The sequence below is a fragment of the Corynebacterium haematomassiliense genome (assembly GCF_013978595.1).
GTDB classification, from domain to species: Bacteria; Actinomycetota; Actinomycetes; order Mycobacteriales; family Mycobacteriaceae; genus Corynebacterium; species Corynebacterium lehmanniae.
In genome coordinates this window covers 1,183,086-1,198,759 of the sequence record NZ_JACDTZ010000001.1, presented here as the reverse complement: position 1 = coordinate 1,198,759, position 15,674 = coordinate 1,183,086, and the positions used below count along the sequence as shown (strand labels likewise).

Below are 15,674 nucleotides of genomic sequence, written 5' to 3'. Positions count from 1 at the left end.
AGTCTAGTGCATAAAAATGCCCGCGGAATGAACCGCTTGGTCTACTGTCTGTGGGCATGACTGGATTTGCTACCGACGCCATTCACGCCGGCTACGAACCCGACAGCCTGTACGGGCCGATCAACACGCCGATCTACGCCTCCACCACCTTCGCCCAAGACGGGCTGGCGGAGCTGCGCGGCGGCTACGAGTACACCCGCGTGGGCAACCCCACCGTCACCGCGCTGGAGAAGGCGGTCGCCGCTTTGGAGGGTGCCGAGTACGCCGTCGCGTACTCCTCGGGCATGGCGGCTATCGACGTCATCCTGCGCATCCTGCTCAAACCCGGCGACCACATCGTCGTGTCCAACGACGCCTACGGCGGCACCTACCGCCTGATCCAGCAGGTGTTCACGCAGTGGGGCGTGGAAAACACCGTGGTGGACATGGCCAACCCGGCAGAAGTCGCCGCCGCGGTCAAAGACAACACCAAGGCCATCTGGGTGGAAACGCCGACGAACCCGATGCTGGACATCGTGGACATCGAGGCGATCGCGGCCGTGAAGCAGCAGGCGACGCTGGTGGTGGACAACACCTTCGCTTCGCCGTACCTGCAAAAGCCGTTCGACCTCGGCGCGGACGTGGTGGTGCACTCCACCACGAAGTACATCGGCGGCCACTCGGACGTGGTCGGCGGCATCGTCTGCGGCGACGATTCCCGCGTCCCCGGCTTCCACGAGCAGCTGCGCTTCTTCTTCGGCTGGGTCGGCGCGAACCCGTCCCCGTTCGACACGTACCTCACCGGCCGCGGCCTGAAGACGCTTTCCGTGCGCATGGACAAGCACTGCGACAATGCGGAAGCCGTCGCAAAGTTCTTGGATGCCCAGCCCCAGGTCGCGCGCGTGTGTTACCCGGGCCTGGAGACCCACCCGGGCCACGAAACCGCAAGCAAGCAGATGACCCGCTTCGGCGGTATGGTCTCCGTGCTGTTCCAGACCACCGAGCAGGCCAAAACCTTCTGCAAGTCCACCAAGCTGTTCTGCCTGGCGGAGTCCCTAGGCGGCGTGGAGAGCCTGCTCGAGCACCCCGCCACCATGACGCACGTTTCCGTCGCCGGCTCCGCGCTCGAGGTGCCGGGCGAGCTCGTGCGCATCTCGGTGGGCATCGAGGAAGAGGCCGACCTCATCGCCGACCTCGAGCAGGCGCTTACTCAGCTGTAGCGTCGACCTCGCGGTTGCGCACCGCACGGGCGATGCGGTCCTGGCCCTCGGCGATGACGCGCTTCAGCCCGGCCGGGGCGTCGCCGCCCAGCAGCGCGTTCGCCTTGTCAACGGCGCCGGCGGTGACATCCCAGCGCGGGTACATGCCCTCGAGGGTGCGCTGCGCCATCTCGTTGGTCAGCCGCTCCCACAGCGCGGGCGCGGCGCGGAAGTACTCGTCGGTCAGCCCCTCGAGCCCGTCGTAGGTGAACGTCAGCCCGTCCATGAGGTAGCGGGCTTCGAGGTTGGTCAGGTCGTCTTCCACAAGCTTCTGCCAAGCCCATCGCTTATCGACGACAGCTCTCGCCCGCAGACGCGAAATCGCGCCCTCCGACGTGTTGTCCTGCTCCTTCTCCGCCGCCTCCAGCGGCAGGGCGCCGGCGGCGATGAGGTTCGTGATGGCCAGCCAGCGCACCTCCTGGTTGTCGGAATGCTGGAGCAGCTCCTTGAAGTAGGCGATCGTCTCCTCGGTCGGCGTCAGGCGGGCCAGTGCGCGGTCGAAGATGGCGGCCGGTTCCGCGCCGCGGAAGGCGGCGTTGAGCAGGTCCATGCCCTCGCCCTCCCAGGCGGGGTCGACGTACTGGCGCACCGCCTGCGTGGCCTGTGCCAGCAGGCGCTCCTGCACGCTCGGGTGGGTTTCGGCGGCGGCGTGGGCGGCGACCAGCTTCACAAACTCGCGGGCGGCCAGCTCGCCGTCGCGCACCGACTCCCACAGCGACGACCAGATCAGGGTGCGCGCCAGGGAATCCTCGATCTCGCCGATGTGCTCCAACGCGAACTTTTGGTGCTCCGGGGTCAGGCGCATCTTGGCGTAGGTCAGATCGTCGTCGTTGACGATCGCCAGGTCGTGCTCGATGCCGGCGAGCTCGGGGATCTCGGTGCGTTCGCCGTCGATGTCGGTCTCGATCTGCTTGACGCGGGTAACGGAGCCGTCGACAAGCTTGTAGAGCCCCACGCGCACACGGTGCGGGCGCGGATCCTCCTGCAGCACCGCGAAGCGCTCGCCGATCTCCGGGCGCAGCGTCGACGGGCCCGTGGTGCGCAGCCACTTTTCGGCCCAGCCCGAAAGGTCGCGGCCCGACGCCTCCTCGAGCGCGCCGAGCAGGTCCGCGAAGGTGGCGTTGGAGTAGGCGTGGTTGTCGAAGTGCTTGCGCACGCCGGCGAAGAACTCCTCGTAGCCCACGTACGCCTGCAGCTGCTTCAGCACCGACGCGCCCTTGGCGTAGGTGATGCCGTCGAAGTTCTGCTCCGCGGTCTCGATGTCCGGGGCGTCCGCGGCGATCGGGTGCGTGGACGGCAGCTGGTCCTGCTGGTACGCCCACGCCTTCTCCACGGACGCGAACGTGGTCCACGCATCCGCGTACTCGCCGATCGCCGTCTGCGCGGTGGCCGCGGACCAGGTGGCGAAGGACTCGTTGAGCCACAAATCGTCCCACCACTGCATCGTGACCAAATCGCCGAACCACATGTGCGCCATCTCGTGCAGGATGGTGTCGTTGCGGCGCTCCAGGCGGTACGGGGTGGGCTCGGAGGTGAAGATGTACTCGTCGCGGTACGTCACGCAGCCGACGTGCTCCATCGCGCCCATGTTGTACTCCGGGCAAAACACCTGGTCGTACTTGTCGCCGAACGGGTAAGTGCGGCCGAAGTTGGCGTGGTAGAAGTCGAAGCCCTCCTTGGTCTGGCGGAAGATGCGCTCCGAATCCATGTGGGGGATCAGCGATGCGCGGGCGTACAGGCCGAGCTCGATGGTGCGGCCGTCGCCGGCGTCGTAGGTGTCGGAGATGCGCTCAAACTCGCCGGCGCAGATCGCGATGAGGTAGGTCGACAGCGGGTAGTCGATCGTGGTGGTCCAGGTGGAGGTGCCGTCGCCGTTATCGGTGCGTTCGACCGCCTCGTTGAGGATCACGGTGTAGCGCTCCGGCGCCTTGACGCTGACGGTGTAGGTGGCCTTCAGGTCCGGCTGGTCGAAGCCGGCGAACACCTTCATCGCCATCGCCGGCTCGAACTGGGTGTACAGGTAGTCCTTGCCGTCCACCGGGTCGGTGAACTTGTGCAGGCCCTCGCCGGTGCGGTTGTACGCGTCGTGGGAGGTGACGACCAGCGTGTGGGCGCCGTCGCTAAGCGAAAGCTCCCGGCCTGTCTCATCGCCGTCGAGGGTGGCCTCGAAGCCTGCCGCCACCAGGTCGAAGTGGGTGGTGCCCGCCTTCGAATCGAAGTTCACGGTGCTCACCGTGGTGAACTCTTCCGCCCCGGTGATGTCCACGGCGATGTCGTAGCGGACGTTGGAAATCAGTTCGGCGCGCGCCTGCGCGTCCTTGCGAGTCAAATTAGTCTTCATCTGCCGCAGCCTACACGCGCTATCGTGGGCGCCATGACGGAACAAGTGAAATTTTGGTTTGACGTATCCTGCCCGTTCGCATGGCAGACCTCCCGCTGGATCAAAGAGGTGGAGAAGGTCCGCGACATCGAGGTCGAATGGGTGCCCATGTCGCTCGCAGTGCTTAACGACGGCCGCGACATCCCCGAAGACTACGCCGCCATGATGGAAGCGAACTGGGGTCCGGCGCGCGTGTTCGCGAAGGTCAAGGAGGAGCAGCCCGAGAAGGTCGACGAGCTGTACACCACGATGGGCACGATGATCCACGCCGGCGGCGAAGGCGGCAAGAAGGGCGACGGCGCCTACGACGAGATCATCGCGAAGGCGCTGGCGGAGGTGGGCCTGCCGGAAAATTTCGCTGAGGTGGCCAACACGTCCGACTGCGACGATTTGCTGCGCGGCTTCCACGCCACCGCCATGGACGCCGTCGGCGACGACGTGGGCACCCCGGTGGTCAAGCTCGGCGACAACGCGTTCTTCGGGCCCGTGATCACCCGCGTGCCGGAAGGCGAAGAGGCCGGCGCATTGTTCGATCACGCGGTTGGGTTGGCGGAGTTCCCGTACTTCTTCGAACTCAAGCGCACCCGCACGGAGATGCCCCAGGTACGCTAAACGCCATGCGTATTTACCTTGGAGCAGACCACGCCGGATTCGAGCGCAAGAACCAGATCAAGGCCCACCTTGAGGCCCAGGGCCACGAGGTGACCGACTGCGGCGCCCACGAGTACGACGCCTTGGACGACTACCCGGCGTTCTGCATCGCCGCCGCTGAGGCCGTGGTGGCGGACCCGGGTGCGCTGGGCATCGTGCTCGGCGGCTCCGGCAACGGCGAGCAGATCGCCGCGAACAAGGTCAAGGGCGCGCGCTGCGCCCTGGCGTGGTCGGAAGAGACCGCGAAGCTCGCCCGCGAGCACAACAACGCACAGCTCATCGGCATCGGCGGCCGCATGCACACCGAGGAAGAGGCGCTCGCAATTGTCGACGCCTTCGTGTCCCAGCCGTGGAGCGAAGAGGAACGCCACCAGCGCCGCATCGACATCCTCGCCGAGTACGAGCGCACCGGCGTCGCGCCCGAGCTGCCGTAAGCTGCGTCACCAGCCCGCGAAGTAGCGCTCCAGCTGCAGCGGGCCCGCAACCGGGGTCATCCCGATGTCCTCGGGGTTCGCGGTGACCGGCTCCATTTCCAGCGCGGCGGCGCGCTTCGTGCGCACCACCGTGCCGTCGGGGCAGAGCACGTACTCCACCGCCAAAAGCGCGGCCATATCCTGCGGCGCCCAGCCCGCGCCGACGGCGATGTTCACCCGCGCGTCAACCTCGTCGGTGCCCACCCGCGGGTCGTGCGCGAACAGCGCCGGCACCTCCGCGACGCGCACGTACGCGCCGACCTTCAGCCACTCCGCGATGACGAAGTCGCGCACCCCCTCGCCGTCGAGCTCCGGGACCTCCACCTGCATGTCGAAGGTGTCGAAGATGACCCCGTCCGGCCGCGCCAGCGGGTGCGTCACGCGCCGGGCCAGGGCCAGCGACTCGGCGTTTTTGACGGCGGTGGCGGCGGCGGGGTCGTCGTAACGCTGCCCGAAGTCCTCCTCCGCGTGGTGCGCGACGGCCGCCGGCTCGTGCACGAAGCTCGCACCGGCGTTCCAGGCGCGGAAGCCGAACTCCCAGTCCTCGCCGCCGTAGCCGACGAGCGTGCCGTCGAAGCCGCCGACCTCGTCGAAGAACTCGCGCGAGCACGTCAGCACCGCCGAGATGATGTAGCGCCATGAGCTGTGGTCGGCGTTGCGGAGGTTGGCGGTGGCGGACCAGGCGTCGATAAGCCATTGCGGCTCTTTGTCCTCGGCGCCGGTGCGGCGCGCGCCGACGACTACCGCCCGCGCGTCCCCCACGACGTGCGGCACGACCGCGGAGAGGTAGCCGGGCTCGGGCACGGTGTCGGCGTCGAGAAACGCCAGCACCTCGCCGCGCGCCGCATCCGCGCCGAGGTTGCGCGCCGCGGCCGCCCGGAAGCCCTTGTCCTCCTGACGCACCACGCGCACCCCCTCGATCGCGGGTGGTTCGGCGGAGCCGTCGTCGGCCACGATGATCTCCACTTCGCCCGCGTAGTCCTGCGCGCCCACTGCCGCGACGACCCGCTCGAGCGCTTCCGCGTCGTTGTAATGCGGGATGACAACGCTCACATCAGGCCAGCTAAACGCCATGTTTCCTCCCACAGTTGCGCGACCTCGGCCCAGCCGTAGCGCGGCGGTTCCATCTGTTTGGGCACATGCTTATCGACGGCCTCCCGCCACCCGCCGTCAGCCACCAGCGTCACGCGCCCGGGCAGCCACGCGTCGATCTCGCGGGCGTAGGCGGAGTCGCGCACCAGCACGGTGCGGCCCGCGCCCAGCCAGGCCATCAGCGAGCCGGAGGCGGAGAAGTGGCGGTGCGGGCACACCGGCACCGCGATGCGGCCCATTTCGTGGGCGAGTTGGGCGTCGGAAAGCCAGCCCGTGATCTCGGCGTCGAGGTTTTCGGCCCATGTTTCGTGGCCGTGTGAGACCGCGCCGAGGAAGCGCAGGCGGCGGTCCGGCAGTGCTGCGATGAGGTCCTCGTGGCCCTTGCCGGGGTAGAGGAACCCCAGCACGCCGACGCTGCCCGGCTCGGGGTCGAAGGGCGAGTCGATGACCGGGATGGGCAGGCGGATCACGGTTGTCGCGGCGTCGAAAAAGGAGGCCTCGTGGTTGGAGTTGACCACCGCGACGTCCGCCCTTTCGACCAGCTCGCGGTAGACGCGTGCGCGGCGGGCGTAGCGCTCGGCGCCTTCCTCGGGCTGGGGGATGTCGTGCAGGCTCACGGACAGCGGGCCGTCGATGCGCGCCAAAAGGCGCTCGGCCGTGTCGCCGAAAAGGTGGTCGGTGAAGGTGACGTGGACGGGGCCGGCGAGCGGGGTATCGCCGAACGTCTCCTCCCGTATGACCTCGGCGCCCGTGGCGCGGGCGAGCCCGAGGGCGTACTCGGTCACCCCATGGCCCGCGGGGCCGACGATGAGATGTTTCATTGCACCAACCCTAGATTCGCCAAGCGCTCCGCGTGGCGCTGCAACCCGTGGGCGACCAGCGCCGGGCGCTCACGGTAGAACTCCAGTTGCGCGGCGCGGATCTCGTCGGCGTCGATGGCCCCGGCGCCGCGCTCGCGCCACTCATCGCGGCCCGAAACTGACACGCCGAGGGCGTCGGCGGCCGCGGCGTCGATGGGTGCGTCCAGCCCGCCGAGCATTTCGTAGTCGGGGGCGGTCGGGGCGTCGGAAAGCCCCAGCTCCTCCAGCACCCGCGATGCCATGAACGCAAGGGTGGCGTTGTCGGGGTGGTTGACGGTGTGCCACACCGGGTTTGTCTCCAGGTAGTCCGAGACGACAACCGCGCCGTGGGCGCGCTCGCGCACCCGCATCTGCTCGACGGACATCGCGGCTGCGCGGCGCAACGCATCCGGCGGAGGCGGCGCGGCCGGGGCATACCCCGCGGCCACGGCCAAGGTGCGCAGGTCGTGGTACGGCACCACCGGCGGGTTCAACGACGGGTCATCCGGGTCGCGGATGATGGCCTGGTGGGGCATGAGCCCGTCGAAACGCAGCACCGGCACGACCACGCGCCGCGCCGACGTACGAAGTTGCCGGGTGCCCACGGGCAGGCCGCGGTAGTTGTCGCGGATCGGCTGGGTCACCAGCACGTCGGCGCGGGCCACGAGGTCCAAAAACCACCCCATGTCCGCCGCTTCAAGCTCGTGGACAGGGGCGATGCGCTCGCCGGTGAAGTGCCCGGTGGACATCAAAAGCTTTCGGGTGGACTCCGCTTGGCAGTTACCGACGACAACAAGCAGCATGCCAACACAGTATGCGAAAACGTTTATATTAGTGGGGTGCGCGTTCTGTCTATCCCCTCCGGCCACCCGTACACGCAGGCTATCCGCCCTGCTGGCGTGGAGTTCTTGCCGGACCCGGACATCGGCGGCAACTGGTGGCCGCACCCCGCCCTCAACGCCGAGTTTTGGCGCGACCCGCCCGCCGTGGACCTCGTGCACATCCACTTCGGCTTCGAGCACCGCTCGCCCGCGCAGATCGCGGAGCTTTGCCGCGCGCTGCCGGTGCCGCTGGTGCTCACCGTCCACGACCTGGACAACCCGCACCTCGTCGACCAGACCGAGCACCACGAGCGCTTGCAATTGCTTATCGACGAAGCATCCGCCCTGATCACCCTCACCGACCAAGCCGCCGAGATTCTTACCCGCGACTTCGGCGCGACGGACGTGCGGGTGGTGCCGCACCCGCGGATTGTGGAGGAACCGGTGGCGGTAGAACGGGGGGATCGCGCGGCGGTGTTTCTGAAGTCGGTGCGCTCGAACGTGGTCGCGGACGCGCAGTTCTACCGCGATATCGCGGCGCGGGTGCCGTTGGATGTGTATGTGCATGGGGGAGCGGAGCTTGCGTCGATAGGCACTGTGGTGCACGAGCCCATGACTGACGACGAGCTGCACGCAGCCGTCGGTCACGCCGGGGTGTGCATTTTGCCGTATACGCGCGGGACGCACTCGGGGTGGCTGGAAATGTGCCGCGACCTGGGCGTGCCAGTGGCGGTGCCGGACTGCGGCTGCTACGCCGGGCAAGCAGACACGGTTGCGGCGGTGGAGGTGTACCGGACCGGCGACGGGCGCGCAGCCGGTGAGGCTGCGGCGCGGCTGCTTGCGCGCGGGCCGGTGCCGTACGCCGGCGACCGCGTGCGCCAGCTGGACGAGGTGCGCAGGGCGCACGAGGAGATCTACAGGAAAGTGGTGAGCGAGTGACCGTTGCCGCGAAACCCGCGCCGCGCGCCCCGCGCACCGGCAAGCTCCGCATCGCGCTGGTCGGGCCCGCGCGCTACCCGGTGCGTGAGCCGTACGCCGGCGGGCTGGAGGCGTTCTGCCACACCATGGTGGCCGCGCTGCGCGAGCTCGGTCACGACGTGGACTTCTTCGCCGCCGAAGGCTCCGACGGCAACGACAAAACACTCGAACTGCCCGGGGTGGACTGGGGCTCCCACGCCGCCGAGGCCACCGACACCACCTACCCGGAAGGCGGGCGCGAGCGGGAAAACGCCGCGTTTGTGCAGCTGCGCCGCCTGCTGGTCGCCCGCGGATACGACGTGGTGCACAACAACAGCCTCAACCCGTACATCTTTCCCTCGGCCGCGTCGCCGGAGCCGTTGCCGATGCTGACCACGCTGCACACGCCGATGGTCGAGGAGATCCAGGCCGCCATCACTGCCGCCGGCCTGCGCGCCGGGCGTTTCGCCGCCGTCAGCCGCACCACCGCGCGCGACTGGCGCCTGCCCAGTGAGCCGGTGATCATCCCCAACGGCGTCAACGTGGACCTCTGGCGGCCGGGCAGCGGCGGCGGGACCGCGGTGTGGTTTGGCCGCCTCGTGCCGGAAAAGGGCGCGCATTTGGCTATCGACGCCTCCCGCGTCGCCAACGTTCCCCTCGTCCTGGCGGGGCGTAACGGCGACCACCACTACTTCCGCGACGAAATCGAGCCGCGCCTCGGGCACGACGCGCAGTGGATCGGCGAGCTTTCCCACGCCGAGCTGCGGCGCCTGGTCGCCGGGTGCGGCGTCGCCGTGGTCAGCCCGCGGTGGGAGGAACCGTTCGGGCTCGTCGCGTTCGAGGCGATGGCGTGCGGCACCCCCGTTGCGGCGTTTCGCCGCGGCGGCATGGGCGAGCTGCTTCGCGACGCCCCCGCCGCCCTCGCCCCCGCCGACGACGTCGACGCGCTCGCCGCCGCGATCACCCAGGCGCGGGGGATTGAGAGGGACGTGGTGCGCCGTTGGGTCGTCGAGAGGCATTCGCTTTCCCAAACCGCGAAGCATTACACCGACATCTTCCGCCAGGTGGCGGCGTTTGGAAAGGTAGGACAATGATCGGGATCTACGCCCACCACCACGGCTCCGGGCACCTGCACCGCTGCCGCGCCATCCAGCGCGAGCTGCGCGCGATGGGCCGCGAGGCGCAGATTTTGTCCACGACGGGCGGGGACGTTGCGCTTCTCGACGACGCCAGCGCCGGCCCACGCGAACTGCGCAGCGGGCGCGCGATGACCGCCGGGGGCACGCTGCATTACGCGCCGTACGGGGCGCCGCAGATCGCATCAAGGTTCGCGCAGATCGCCGACTGGGTGGCCGAGAACCAGCCGGAGGCGTTCTACGTGGACGTGTCCAACGAGGTCGCCGCGTTCGTGCGGCTGATGGGTGTGCCGGTGGTGGTGCACGCGATGCCCGGCTACCGCGGCGATGCCCCGCACCAGCTCGCCTACGCGCAGGCCGAAGCGATCGTGGCGGCGTGGCCGGACTGGGTCGAGGTGCCCGAGCACCTGCGCGCGCACGCCGACCGGCTGCACGCTGTCGGCGGGATCTCGCGGCTGACCCCGCGCGAGGGTGTCGAGCGCGACCCGAACCACGTGGTGGTGATGGCGGGCCTGGGCGGTTCGACGTGGTCGCCTGCCGACTGGGAAGCGGTGCAGGCCGCCTGCCCCGAGTACCGTTTCACGTTTTTGGGCGGCGACAACCACGTCGACGACCCGACGGAGCTGCTGCAGTCCGCGGGCATCGCCGTCACCGCCGGCGGGCAGAACTCCGTGGCGGACCTCGCCGCCACTTACACCCCGGCGGTGATCCTGCCGCAGCCGCGCCCCTTCACCGAGCAAAAGGCGGGCGCGAAAGCACTCGAAAGCTTGGCGACGGTACGAAACGCCTTCCCCGCCCCCGACGAATGGCCCGAACTGCTGCGCCGCCGCGACACCGACTGGGCGCGCTGGCAGACAGACGGTTCGGCGCGCCGAGCCGCCGAAGTCATCGCCAGCGTGGCGGAGAACCCCGGCCAGCCCGCGACCTGCGTGATCACGCTCGCCGACGCGAACCGGCGCGACCACCTGACTCACCAGGTCAACCTCATGCCGATGGGCGTCGATCACGTCACAGTCGCACTGAATGATGTGGACGAGCTGGCCAAAGCGGTGCCGAAAAGCCACGTGGTCGAAGGACCGCGCAACCTCGCTGCCGCCCGCAACCTGGGCGCGAAGGTGGCCATCGAACGCGGCGCTGAGGTGCTCGTGTTCCTGGACGCGGACTGCCTCGCCTCCGACGCGCTCGTGCCGCGCTACGTCGCGGCGCTCACGCGGCGCCCCGAGGCCGTCGCCGCAGGTCCGGTGACCTACATGAAGCAGGGCGAGCTGCGCGTCACCGACCCCGAGCCGCACCCCGCCCGCCCCAATCCGGACGACGGCGAGCTCGTCGACGCCGACAACTACAACCTGTTCTGGTCCCTGTCCTTCGCGCTGACCGCAACAACGTGGGAGCGCATCGAGCACGACTTCGGCGGCTTCGACCCCACCTTCGAGGGCTACGGCGGGGAAGACACCGACTTCGCCCGCGAACTTGAGCGCCACCGCACCCCGCTCGTCTGGGTCGGCGGGGCCCACGCCTACCACCAGTGGCACCCCGTGTCCTCGCCGCCGTGGGAACACATCGAGGACATCGTCGCCAACGCCAACCGGTTCCACGACAAATGGGGAACCTTCCCCATGGAAGGTTGGTTGGAGGCGTTCGAGGCCGAAGGTGCCGTCGAGAAGCAAGAAGCCCCGAAGCGCTATATCCTGCGGAACCATGAACTTCACCATCCACGAGGGAAGCACTGACTGCCCGGTGATCGTGCACGTGCCGCACGCGTCGCGCGAGATCCCGGCCGAGGTTGCTGCTGATTTCATCGCCACCGACGACCAGATTGCGCGCGAGCTCGACCGCGTCACCGACGACCACACCGACACCCTCGCCGCGGCCGCCGCCGAGCAGTCCGGGTGCGCGCCGTGGATGATCGTGAACAACCTCTCGCGCCTGGTCGCGGACCCGGGGCGGTTCTCCAACGAACGCGAATCCATGGACTCGACCGGGCGCGGCGCCATCTTCCTCAAGCTTGGCGACGGCAACCCGCTGCGGCCTTTGGACATGGACGTCGCAGACCTGAAAGCCGAGTACTACTTCCCGTACGCCGACGCCGTATCGAAGCTGGTCTCTGGCCGCATCCAGGACTGCGGCTGCGCCGTGATCGTGGACGTGCACTCGTACAACAACCAGCCCGACGAGTACCGCATCCACCCCGGCAAACTCCTGCCGGACGTGTGCATCGGCACCCACTCCGTGCACACACCCGCCGTGCTTGCCGACGAAGCCGCCCGCACCTTCACCGCCGCCGGCTTCAACGTCGAACGCAACACCCCGTTCGCCGGGGCGTACGTGCCGGTGGACTACGACAAAAACACCTCCGTTTTGGCCGTGATGTTCGAGGTGCGCAAAGACCTGCTGGAAAACGACGAGTCGCGCGTGCGCGTCGAAGCCGCGCTGGCCGAGGTGATCTGCAAGGCCGTGGAGATTTCCCGCACCGACATGGGCCGCCCGCTGTAGCGCCGTTTTTGGGCATGCCGATGTGCCCGCCCTTTCGGGGCGGGTTTTCGGTGTGTGGTTAGTCGAAGAGCAGCTCCATCGCGCCCGGGGTGGTCATGGGGACGCGTGTGCCGTTGGGTGCGACCCAGTGGATGCGGGCGTTGGGGTTGTCGATGTAGCCGAACGGGCCTTGCCTGTTGTCGGCGTTGACCCCGTTGTGGAAGGGGCACAGTTCGGCGAGGTTGTCCATGTTGGTCATTCCCCCGTAGCGCCACGCGTTGATGTGGTGGGTTTGGGTGGTCTCTGCCGAGTGTTTGCAGTCGGGAAACGCGCAGGCCGGGCAGAGCAGCTTCGACATGACCTTCTGCTTCGCGTTGGCGCAGCGCTCGGCGTAGTACAGGTTGACCGGGCCTTCTTGGGGGTGGAACGCGGCGACTTCGAGTATGTCGCCGAATTCGTGCTCCATGTACTCGGCACCGGTCATGGTGGTGCCGTCGGTGCAGATCAACGTGACTTCGTCGGCGTGGCCTGATTGGATGCGGGCCCAGTCGGCGATCGGCACCAGGATGATCGGCCGGAAGTTCGCCTTCGGTATGCCTTTGCCGTCGCGCAGGATCCCGATAAGGGTGTGGGCCATTTGGGCGGCGGCGGGGTCGTCTGCGTCGATGAGTTTGCGCAGCAGGTGCTCAAGATCGGCGAGGTCGCGCTCGTTGTAGGTGAGGATCATGGTGCGCATGCCGGCCTTGGAGCGGGAAAACTTGCACGAGGGTGGGGCGGGTTTGACGGGTTGTTTGATCAGCCGTTTGATCCGCTTGGTCAACGCCCGGTAGGAGCCGCGGTGGCGCACCAGGTCGAGTCGGATGCGCCAGCGTTCGGCGGCGCCTTCGACGGCGAGGAGTTTTTTCTCGATGTGCACGAGCTGGTCGACCGGCAGACCGTGCGCTGCTTCGAGTGCGTCGCGTTGTTTGCGGGTGAATTGGGTCGGACCAAAGTAGGTGTGGTGCACCCGCGCCAAGTCGCGGACCCGGCCAGACGACAGGCCGGCGGCCATGGCTACATCGCGGTCGAAGTCGGCGAGGACGGAAACGCCTGCGGAAACAAAGTCGGTGAAGTTCATGGCCTGAAAGCTATGGCGGCCACACAACACCAAACAAGACCCAAATCAAAATCTGTGGATAACCCCCGCCGGTTGTTGACGCCGCAACACAGTTGTCCACAGAAACGCAAAACGCGGTGGCGCAAGCACGCCACCGCGGTATACGTTGCAAAGTTTTAGCGCTTGGACACCTTGCCGGTCTTGCCCGCCACAGGCGCGACCACCGAGGCGCGCGCGAAGAACCAGCCCAACGCCGTCACACCCGCCGCGACCAGGAACAACACCACACCGATCCAGCTGGTGGCGTCCTCGCGCGCGGCGAACATCGCGTTCATGTTGCCGCGCAGGCCGGTGGTGAGCACGAGGAACACGTGCACCACCACAAACGCCACGAAGTAAATCATGGTGGGGAAGTGCACCGCGCGCGCCCACGACACCGGCACCGCCTTCCACGACGCCGGCCACATGCTGCTCATGCGGAAACCAGACACGATGGCCAGCGGCGAGGCGATAAACACGGTGACGAAGTACGACAGCTCCTGCAGCGCGTTGTAGTACAGCCAGGGGTTTTCCGTCGGCCAGTCCAGCGACAGGTACTGCAGGCCCGCCGACACCGCGTGCGGGATCGCGTCCCAGCTGGTGGGCACGATGCGCATCCATTGGCCGGTGGTGAACAGAAGCACGAAGAACACCACGCCGAGGACGACCCACGCGACGTCGAGAAGCTGGTGCAGCCAGAGCGTCACCGAGATCTTTTTGCCGCCCTTCTTCGGCTGCCAGTAGGCGGCGGGGCGTTTCTCGCGGCGCACGTCAATGCCTGTTTTGATGATCAGCGCCATCAGGAACATGTTGAAGAAGTGCGCCCAGTTCAGCCAGCCGGGCAGCCCGGTGGGGGCGTTGTCCGGCAGCGGCTGGATGCCGTTGTAGCGGGCGATGAAGTCGGCGCCGGCCTCGGTGCCCACGTACCAGCGCGCGCCGAACACGGCCGCGGCGAGCAGCAGCAGCGCACCGATCGCCCATGGGAGCCATTGCCTTACGACGCCCTCCGGTTTCCCCGCCGTCGCCGACGCGGGTGCCGGCTGCGGGGCTGGTTTCGGAGCCGGTTTCGGGGCTGGCTCGGGGGCCGTCTTGGCGACAGCATCGTCCACCACCGTCGCCGCCACAGGCGCCGCGGTCTCGGGCTGTGGCTCCGGCTCGGCTTCCGGCTCCGGCGCGGCGACGCGCACGGTGCCGGCGGGCGGCCACGGTTCGCCGCCCTCGACGCGGGGCAGGCCCTGGCGCAGCGGCACCTCGACGGTGTGCGCCGGCTCGGCAACGTCGGCAACGTCGGCGGCCGCGGCGGAAGCACCAGCGGCAGCGGGCACCGCGACGCGCACCGACCCGGCCGGCGGCCACGGCTCGCCGCCCGGCACGCGCGGCAGGCCGCGGCGCAGCGCCACCTCTGCGGTCTCGGCCGCGTCGGCAACGGGTGCAACGTCAGCCGCAGTGTCCTCGGTCGGCGCGTCGGCGACGTCGACGGTGCCGGCCGGCGGCCACGGCTCGCCGCCCGGCACGCGGGGCAGTCCTCGGCGGAGTTCTACCTGCATTACTTACGCGCCTCGATCTCGGAGATGATGTCCGGCACCAGGTCGAACAGGTCGCCGATGATGCCGAAGTCGGCGATGTCGAAGATCGGGGCGTCCTCGTCGGAGTTGATCGCCACGATGGTGTCGGCAGTCTGCATGCCCACCAGGTGCTGCACCGCGCCGGAGATGCCGACGCCGATGTAGAGCTTCGGGCTGACCATCACACCGGTTTGGCCGATCTGCGCCTCGTAGGGCACCTGGCCTTCGTCGACGGCGGAGCGGGTGGCGCCGACGGCGGCACCCAACGCGTCGGCAAGTCCGCCGACGAGGTCTTCGAACATGTCCTCGTCGCCCAAGGACACGCCGCCTGCGACCACCTTGTCGGCGGTGAGCAGGTCGGGGCGGTCGGAGGTGCGCTCCACAGGAGTCACGGAGAGCACTTCTGCCTCTCGACGTCCCGACGGCGCCACCTCCAACTCGCGCACCTCAGGCGTGGCCGCCTCGGTACGCGTTTCCACCGCACCCTTGCGCAGAGTAATCACCGGCGCGGAGTGCGTCGCAGCGGCAGAAGCGGTGTAGACCCCGCCGAAGTTCTGGTGCTCGGTGACGATGCCCTGGTCGTCGCGGCTCACAGACACCGCGTCGGTGAGCAGCGCCTTGCCTGTGCGTGCGGCGAACCGGCCGGCGGCTTCGCGCCCGCGCACGGTGTGGGCGAACAGGACGGCGGCAGGGAAGAGGTCGTCGAACGCGGCGGCAGCTGCGTCGATAAGCGGGGCGTTGGACACCAGCACCACCGCGGCGCCGAGCGCACCCAGCTCCTCTGCGTGCGCGGTGTCCTGCGCCAGCACCACCGGGGTGCCGATGGCGGACGCGGCGCCGATGAGCTCGGCCGCAACGGGGCTGACCGAGCCGTCGAAGGAGCGGTCCGGGACAACAAGAATCTGGGTCATGGCT

14 protein-coding genes are annotated in these 15,674 nt (G+C 68.4%); 7 read left to right on the top strand and 7 right to left on the bottom strand.

Features of this window, described 5'->3' with window-relative positions:
- The first annotated feature begins 56 nt into the window (after nucleotides 1–56).
- Nucleotides 57–1,199 carry a cystathionine gamma-synthase gene (locus H0193_RS05725; protein WP_181888959.1) on the top strand — a complete coding sequence of 381 codons (1,143 nt, stop codon included), beginning with the start codon at nucleotides 57–59 and terminating at the stop codon, nucleotides 1,197–1,199.
- On the opposite strand, the gene pepN is transcribed toward H0193_RS05725, so the two are convergent.
- Nucleotides 1,186–3,579, bottom strand: coding sequence for an aminopeptidase N (gene pepN, locus H0193_RS05720; RefSeq protein WP_181888958.1), 2,394 nt, complete (start codon nucleotides 3,577–3,579; stop codon nucleotides 1,186–1,188). The two genes, H0193_RS05725 and pepN, sit on opposite strands and share 14 nt — an antisense overlap.
- 33 nt (nucleotides 3,580–3,612) lie before the next feature.
- Between pepN and H0193_RS05715 the strand changes: the two genes are divergently transcribed.
- Both H0193_RS05715 and H0193_RS05710 read left to right on the top strand, forming a co-directional pair.
- Nucleotides 3,613–4,230: a mycothiol-dependent nitroreductase Rv2466c family protein gene (locus tag H0193_RS05715; protein ID WP_181888957.1), complete on the top strand. Its 618-nt coding sequence runs from the start codon at nucleotides 3,613–3,615 to the stop codon at nucleotides 4,228–4,230.
- Nucleotides 4,231–4,235: 5 nt separating this feature from the next.
- Nucleotides 4,236–4,703, top strand: a complete 468-nt coding sequence (locus H0193_RS05710; protein WP_181888956.1) for a ribose-5-phosphate isomerase — start codon at nucleotides 4,236–4,238, stop codon at nucleotides 4,701–4,703.
- A gap of 6 nt (nucleotides 4,704–4,709) precedes the next feature.
- Here the strand turns inward: H0193_RS05710 and H0193_RS05705 are convergent, their stop codons facing one another.
- Genes H0193_RS05705 through H0193_RS05695 form a run of 3 tightly spaced genes read right to left on the bottom strand, consistent with a single transcriptional unit; the run spans nucleotide 4,710 to nucleotide 7,476 of the window.
- The gene (locus tag H0193_RS05705; RefSeq protein ID WP_181888955.1) at nucleotides 4,710–5,816 is read right to left on the bottom strand and encodes a glycosyltransferase family 2 protein; all 1,107 of its coding nucleotides are present in this window, start codon (nucleotides 5,814–5,816) and stop codon (nucleotides 4,710–4,712) included.
- A complete protein-coding gene (locus H0193_RS05700; RefSeq protein WP_181888954.1) occupies nucleotides 5,792–6,655 on the bottom strand; it encodes a glycosyltransferase family protein in 864 nt (287 codons plus the stop codon). The genes H0193_RS05705 and H0193_RS05700 overlap by 25 nt, the downstream gene beginning before the upstream one ends.
- Entirely contained in the window at nucleotides 6,652–7,476 is an 825-nt protein-coding gene (locus H0193_RS05695; protein ID WP_181888953.1) for a WcbI family polysaccharide biosynthesis putative acetyltransferase, read from the bottom strand. Before H0193_RS05695 ends, H0193_RS05700 begins: the two co-directional genes overlap by 4 nt.
- Nucleotides 7,477–7,512: 36 nt before the next feature.
- Between H0193_RS05695 and H0193_RS05690 the strand changes: the two genes are divergently transcribed.
- The 4 genes from H0193_RS05690 to H0193_RS05675 are packed head-to-tail and all read left to right on the top strand — an operon-like array spanning nucleotide 7,513 to nucleotide 12,080.
- A complete protein-coding gene (locus H0193_RS05690) occupies nucleotides 7,513–8,433 on the top strand; it encodes a glycosyltransferase family 4 protein (protein ID WP_338026606.1) in 921 nt (306 codons plus the stop codon).
- On the top strand, nucleotides 8,430–9,545 hold the full coding sequence (locus tag H0193_RS05685; RefSeq protein WP_338026605.1) for a glycosyltransferase: 1,116 nt from the start codon (nucleotides 8,430–8,432) through the stop codon (nucleotides 9,543–9,545). The genes H0193_RS05690 and H0193_RS05685 overlap by 4 nt, the downstream gene beginning before the upstream one ends.
- Nucleotides 9,542–11,317 carry a glycosyltransferase gene (locus H0193_RS05680; protein ID WP_181888952.1) on the top strand — a complete coding sequence of 592 codons (1,776 nt, stop codon included), beginning with the start codon at nucleotides 9,542–9,544 and terminating at the stop codon, nucleotides 11,315–11,317. The genes H0193_RS05685 and H0193_RS05680 overlap by 4 nt, the downstream gene beginning before the upstream one ends.
- On the top strand, nucleotides 11,286–12,080 hold the full coding sequence (locus H0193_RS05675) for an N-formylglutamate amidohydrolase (RefSeq protein ID WP_181888951.1): 795 nt from the start codon (nucleotides 11,286–11,288) through the stop codon (nucleotides 12,078–12,080). The genes H0193_RS05680 and H0193_RS05675 overlap by 32 nt, the downstream gene beginning before the upstream one ends.
- Before the next feature lie 58 nt (nucleotides 12,081–12,138).
- Here H0193_RS05675 and H0193_RS05670 read toward each other — a convergent pair whose 3' ends face one another.
- The 3 genes from H0193_RS05670 to H0193_RS05660 form a co-directional block, all read right to left on the bottom strand.
- The gene (locus H0193_RS05670) at nucleotides 12,139–13,176 is read right to left on the bottom strand and encodes an HNH endonuclease signature motif containing protein (RefSeq protein ID WP_181888950.1); all 1,038 of its coding nucleotides are present in this window, start codon (nucleotides 13,174–13,176) and stop codon (nucleotides 12,139–12,141) included.
- A 155-nt stretch (nucleotides 13,177–13,331) separates the two neighbouring features.
- A complete protein-coding gene (locus H0193_RS05665) occupies nucleotides 13,332–14,741 on the bottom strand; it encodes a cytochrome b/b6 domain-containing protein (protein WP_181888949.1) in 1,410 nt (469 codons plus the stop codon).
- A complete protein-coding gene (locus tag H0193_RS05660; RefSeq protein ID WP_181888948.1) occupies nucleotides 14,741–15,670 on the bottom strand; it encodes an electron transfer flavoprotein subunit alpha/FixB family protein in 930 nt (309 codons plus the stop codon). The genes H0193_RS05665 and H0193_RS05660 overlap by 1 nt, the downstream gene beginning before the upstream one ends.
- Nucleotides 15,671–15,674: the final 4 nt, after the last annotated feature.

Bases quoted from the DNA above. Each gene is read 5' to 3' on its own strand.
- H0193_RS05705 (WP_181888955.1), bottom strand. From the start codon at position 5,816: ATGGCGTTTAGCTGGCCTGATGTGAGCGTTGTCATCCCGCATTACAAC.
- H0193_RS05680 (WP_181888952.1), top strand. From the start codon at position 9,542: ATGATCGGGATCTACGCCCACCACCACGGCTCCGGGCACCTGCACCGC.
- pepN (WP_181888958.1), bottom strand. From the start codon at position 3,579: ATGAAGACTAATTTGACTCGCAAGGACGCGCAGGCGCGCGCCGAACTG.
- H0193_RS05710 (WP_181888956.1), top strand. From the start codon at position 4,236: ATGCGTATTTACCTTGGAGCAGACCACGCCGGATTCGAGCGCAAGAAC.
- H0193_RS05665 (WP_181888949.1), bottom strand. From the start codon at position 14,741: ATGCAGGTAGAACTCCGCCGAGGACTGCCCCGCGTGCCGGGCGGCGAG.
- H0193_RS05660 (WP_181888948.1), bottom strand. From the start codon at position 15,670: ATGACCCAGATTCTTGTTGTCCCGGACCGCTCCTTCGACGGCTCGGTC.
- H0193_RS05700 (WP_181888954.1), bottom strand. From the start codon at position 6,655: ATGAAACATCTCATCGTCGGCCCCGCGGGCCATGGGGTGACCGAGTAC.
- H0193_RS05715 (WP_181888957.1), top strand. From the start codon at position 3,613: ATGACGGAACAAGTGAAATTTTGGTTTGACGTATCCTGCCCGTTCGCA.
- H0193_RS05725 (WP_181888959.1), top strand. From the start codon at position 57: ATGACTGGATTTGCTACCGACGCCATTCACGCCGGCTACGAACCCGAC.
- H0193_RS05675 (WP_181888951.1), top strand. From the start codon at position 11,286: ATGAACTTCACCATCCACGAGGGAAGCACTGACTGCCCGGTGATCGTG.
- H0193_RS05695 (WP_181888953.1), bottom strand. From the start codon at position 7,476: ATGCTGCTTGTTGTCGTCGGTAACTGCCAAGCGGAGTCCACCCGAAAG.
- H0193_RS05670 (WP_181888950.1), bottom strand. From the start codon at position 13,176: ATGAACTTCACCGACTTTGTTTCCGCAGGCGTTTCCGTCCTCGCCGAC.